Below are 4895 nucleotides of genomic sequence, written 5' to 3'. Positions count from 1 at the left end.
GAGCCTGTAGCCAGTTTTGATAGGCGGGATATTCGTCTTGTTTGTTTTGTAGCATTTCTGCCGAGCTTAATGAGATTTTATCGCTAAGTACTTGTTCAGGAATGAAATCTGTAACGGGATCACTATTTAATTGAATGAGTCGCTGGTCACTATGCAATACATAGCGTTTTTGTTTATTTTTATATTGACGACTGAGCAAACGCTCAACCGCATCCCCGAATACACCTACGATCAATAAGCTGCCGCTGTTATCAAATAATTGCTGAAGGGCATTATCATTCAGCGAGTTAAGCTGACTGACGGTGCGAATTTGTATTTTCGCATCAGCCTGCTGTTGCAATAGCTGATGCGCGCCAGCCACCAGGGTCGGAGCAGATCGGTCCGACACGATAACGGTGACACTTTGCTCTGTTGCATGCGCTGATGCAATCGCGGTGGTTACTGCAATTATGAGGAAAATAACCTGCTTCAGCAGGCTGATGGGGAATTTGAAAATAAAAGACATAAAGCATCCTGCCGAAGCAATAACAGCGATCAATTGGTCAATAGCGGGCAGGGGGCAATAAAGGTGTAATTCCGGAAACGTATAGGCACCCCGCCACGACTCCATTTAGTTTCGGGCCGGTCTCCGGACTTACAGTTTAGCCATAGGGTTTGTTTATCTTTTATCGCTGTTTTGAGAAACCCAAAACAGTGGTGGCGATGAAAGATAAACAGACCCTCAGCATCATTTCTCGTCTTCCCATACCGAAGTACAGTGACTGTCGATCTATCAAGCTGATAGTGACCAGAAAAATGACATAACTGTTTACCGTTGCGGGGGCAGTACAGGCATAACCAAACGAGTGGGTCACCTGTTTCCCGTTTAACCTTTATCACATGTTGTAATAAAGGCACCTGAAACTGCCAGCGATAATACAGACAATTGTTATTCAAGCAAACCAGGCGATATTTTTAGTAATACGAGTCAGCTTGCAAACGTTGCTTGATTGGCTTCAAAAGTAAGCCCCAAAATGCTATTGAGATAGTATTTGGCTGAACATTAATGGCCCTTAGCTTCCATAGTCAGTAAGCTGTTTCGAACTTTGGGTAACTAATTCATAATCAATCACGACATTAAGTTCACTATAAGGAGAGTCAATATGGAATGGGTATTACTAGGGATTGCCGGCTTACTGATTTTATATGTGATTATTGAATACAATAAATTGGTGCGGCATCGAAATATCTTTCAAAATGCATTCAAACAGATAGACGTCACACTTAAACAACGCCATGACATGATTCCCCAACTGGTCAGCACCGTTAAAGGCTATGCCCAGCATGAACAGGAAACCCTTAATGGGGTCATTGAAGCTCGCAATCAGGCAGAAAAAATGCGTGATCAAACTGACTCGGGCGATGCAAAGTCCATGCTGGCGCTGGGGCAGGCTGAGAGTGTTTTAGGAAAAGCAATGGGTGGCATTTTTGCGTTATCAGAAGCTTATCCAGATCTGAAAGCAGATGGTGCTTTCCGGGATCTGATGGAACAGCTGACCAGTATTGAAAATAAAGTCGCAGCCTCACGCCGCGGCTACAATAATACGGTGCTTGAATATAACAATGTTCTGGAAACTTTTCCGACCAATATTCTAGCCAATATGTTCAGCTTTACTCGCGCATCAGAGCTGGAGTTTGATGACCGTGAAGCGATTCAAGAAGCTCCCAAGGTTGAATTTTAAAAATGGCTGCAATGAGCAGCTATCAACTTGGAGCAAATGCCCGAAAACAAAGTCGGCTGATAATGACTTTGTTTATCTTTTCCGTGGCATTGATTGCCGCCGTCATTGCCGCACTGGCTTCTGTCAGGATGAGCGGCGACAGCATTAATCAGACTGAACAGATAATGGTTAACTGGCCATTATTTGGGCTGGTTGCTGCCGGCGTTGCTACGGTAATTGTTCTCACCTCTGTCTGGAAAATTGTCACCATGGGAGGTGACGGTGCGAAAGTGGCTCATGCTTTAGGTGCAACCGAGATTAATGAGATAACGGGTGACCACTTGGTTACACGCTATAGAAACATTGTTGAGGAAGTGGCGTTGGGTGCCAGCCTCCAGACACCGCAGATTTTTATCATTGAAAACGAACCCGGAATTAATGCGTTCGCGGCCGGGAGCTCCCCCGATAATGCGGCTATTGCCGTGACTCGTGGCGCATTGACGTTATTAAATCGCGATGAACTGACTGCCGTTGTTGCTCATGAGTTTGCCCATATCCGTAATCTGGATATGCGATTAAATCTGCGGGTCATTGGCCTGATTCATGGCTTAATGGCTTTGTATATTTTGGGACGTATTTTGATGCATTCCGGTGGCCGGGGCAGAAAAGGGGGAGCCCAGATAGCCTTAATAGGGATTGCTCTGATCCTGTTGGGATTATTAGGGGCTTTTATGGGAAAAATCATGCAGGCAGCAATTTCTCGTCAACGTGAATATCTTGCTGATGCTGATGCTACACGCTATACCGGGGATCCTATCGCTTTAGCCGGTGCTTTGAAAAAAATAGGCAGCCTGAGCCAAAAAGGTATTAAAGAACCCGTACATGATGAATTGGAAGAGGCAAGACATATGATGTTTTCCGAGCTTTCTAACAAAATGTCCGGATTATTATCAACGCATCCTCCATTGGTTAAACGTATTCAGGTGCTGGATCCTGCTTTTGACCCAGAAAATAATGGCTGGCCTGTAATCGAAACAACCGAACAAAATAGTTAGCGCGTAATAACCGTGCAGATCATCAAATATTTGTCACTGCTGATAATCCTGCTTTGGGTCATATTCTATGCTGTGGCCAGATGGCAGGATCCTGAAGTGCTGAACATTGAAGACGCTCGCGATCCAGCTTCGTCTGGTCAGCTTGCCAGACTCAGTGCCGGTAACACTTTTTATGAATTGCAGGGACCTGAAAACGCACCATTGGTGATCCTGGTACATGGTTTTGCTATAGGCTCACACCTGTGGGATGGCACTTTCGACAGACTGGTTGCAGATGGCTTTCGTGTATTACGCTTTGATTTATATGGGCGAGGTTTTTCAGATCGACCAGACGTTATTTACGATAAAGATCTGTTTGTGAATCAGTTGCGGGCTTTGCTACAAACATTAGCCATTACTGAACCGTTTCATTTAGTCGGTATCTCAATGGGGGCGTTGGTTGCCGCTGAGTTTGCAGCAAACGAACCATTAAAAATAACCACCCTGACACTGTTATCGCCGTTAAGCCAACGCCAGGATGTTGCTTTATTTCAACTCCCGTTATTAGCTGATCCGTTGGCTATTGTGCTGATGAGAACCCAGTTGACGAAGCATATTGAAAATATGGTTTATCTGCCAGTGGCTGAACTGGATACGATAAAAACCCGTTTTTTAGACGAAATCATGGTGAAAGACACTCGAAAAAGCCTGCTATCTACAGCACGTCATTTGTTGGCCGATAATCATCTGGACACATACCAGCAGCTAGGCCAGCAGAATATTCCGACCTTATTAATATGGGGCAAACAGGATATCGTTACCCCATATTCAGAATCAGCAAAACTGTTGGCTATCTTGCCAGGAGCAGAGATGTTATCTCTCGAGAATGTTGGTCATGCTCCACACTTGGAAGCCTCTGAGCAGGTTGACGACCGGTTACGACAGCACTTGACTCAGAAAGCTACTGACTAGTCACTTGTGCATTACTTATATCGCCGCTGTAATAAATCATTTATCAGGCACAGCAATACATAAAAACCAACTAAAGGTGCTAATCCATAGATCAGGACGGTTTGTAAATCTTGCAGATAGGGCAGGGATAAGGCTATTGCGATGGTAAACCACACATAAGCAACATATAACAGCAGGAATAAAAAGCCTTCGAAACGATTTAACGTGCTGCCGAGAAAGAACAATGGCAAACATAAAACTGCAACTGCAACCATCACCGGAAAATCGATTTGGCTTAACTGCTCGCTAGCCAGTAATGGGGTAGGTGATAGCAAACCTGACAAGCCTAATACCGCCAGAATATTAAAGATATTACTGCCGACCACATTGCCAATAGCGATATCTCGTTCACCTTTAATGGTGGCAACAATAGATGTCATCACTTCGGGTAAAGAAGTGCCAGCCGCAATAATGGTTAACCCAATGACTGCCTCACTGACACCAAATGAGGAGGCGATTGTCACGGCGCTTTGCACCAACCATCTGGCGCCCAGAACCAGTAACGCGAGGCCCACTATCAGTAGCAAAATATTTTGCCATATAGGTGCTGTTTGGCTGCTGGATGCTTGTCTGTCCTCGATACCGGTTTTTTTACCCTGATAAAACAGAAATACCGTATACAGAATGACTCCCAAAAACAGCAAACCAGCTTCCGGCTTGCCGATACTGCCGTCTTGAATCATCCATAAAGCAACAAAACTGACACCCATCATGATCGGCACATCCTGACGGATCAGCTGTTGCGAAACCATCAGCGGCATAATCAATGCAGCTAAGCCCAGAATAAACAGAATATTAAAAATATTACTGCCCACCACATTGGCAATGGCCAACTCGGCTTGTCCGGAAAATGCCGCTTTTACACTGACCGCTAACTCCGGTGCGCTGGTACCAAAAGCCACCACCGTAAGACCCACGACTAAAGCCGGAATACCAAAGCTGGTTGCTAAACGAGAAGCACCTTTAACCAGTAATTCGGCACCGACAATCAACAAAACGAATCCTGCCGCTAACATTAACAACGTCATCTTCTTTATCCTTGATTAGGGCTTGTTTATCTTTCATATCCACCGCTGCTGGAGGCTATTTTTGTGTCCGACAAGGCGGAAAGCACGACGTGTAGCCTTCCTACATAAGTGATTGACAAATG

The 4895-nt window shown here is 45.0% G+C and carries 5 protein-coding genes and 1 riboswitch; of the genes, 3 read left to right on the top strand and 2 right to left on the bottom strand.

Going from position 1 to position 4895, the window contains the following annotated elements; all coding sequences use genetic code 11:
* The coding region (locus B3O33_RS06105; RefSeq protein WP_292363195.1) for a hypothetical protein at nt 1-505 on the bottom strand (505 nt) is incomplete at its 3' end.
* A gap of 97 nt (nt 506-602) precedes the next feature.
* A riboswitch (cobalamin riboswitch) is annotated at nt 603-916 on the bottom strand.
* Between the two features lie 226 nt (nt 917-1142).
* Between B3O33_RS06105 and B3O33_RS06100 the strand changes: the two genes are divergently transcribed.
* The 3 genes from B3O33_RS06100 (at nt 1143) to B3O33_RS06090 (ending at nt 3706) form a co-directional block, all read left to right on the top strand.
* Nucleotides 1143-1721 carry a LemA family protein gene (locus B3O33_RS06100; protein WP_292359423.1) on the top strand — a complete coding sequence of 193 codons (579 nt, stop codon included), beginning with the start codon at nt 1143-1145 and terminating at the stop codon, nt 1719-1721.
* Between the two features lie 2 nt (nt 1722-1723).
* A complete protein-coding gene (locus tag B3O33_RS06095; RefSeq protein WP_292359425.1) occupies nt 1724-2755 on the top strand; it encodes a M48 family metalloprotease in 1032 nt (343 codons plus the stop codon).
* A 96-nt stretch (nt 2756-2851) separates the two neighbouring features.
* On the top strand, nt 2852-3706 hold the full coding sequence (locus tag B3O33_RS06090; protein WP_292363194.1) for an alpha/beta fold hydrolase: 855 nt from the start codon (nt 2852-2854) through the stop codon (nt 3704-3706).
* An 11-nt stretch (nt 3707-3717) separates the two neighbouring features.
* On the opposite strand, the gene B3O33_RS06085 is transcribed toward B3O33_RS06090, so the two are convergent.
* Nucleotides 3718-4773 carry a calcium/sodium antiporter gene (locus B3O33_RS06085; protein WP_292359429.1) on the bottom strand — a complete coding sequence of 352 codons (1056 nt, stop codon included), beginning with the start codon at nt 4771-4773 and terminating at the stop codon, nt 3718-3720.
* Between the last annotated feature and the right edge of the window lie 122 nt (nt 4774-4895).

Origin of the sequence: Methylophaga sp. UBA1464 (assembly GCF_002325665.1) — a bacterium.
Classification (GTDB): Bacteria; Pseudomonadota; Gammaproteobacteria; order Nitrosococcales; family Methylophagaceae; genus Methylophaga.
This window is presented reverse-complemented; position numbering and strand designations above follow the sequence as displayed.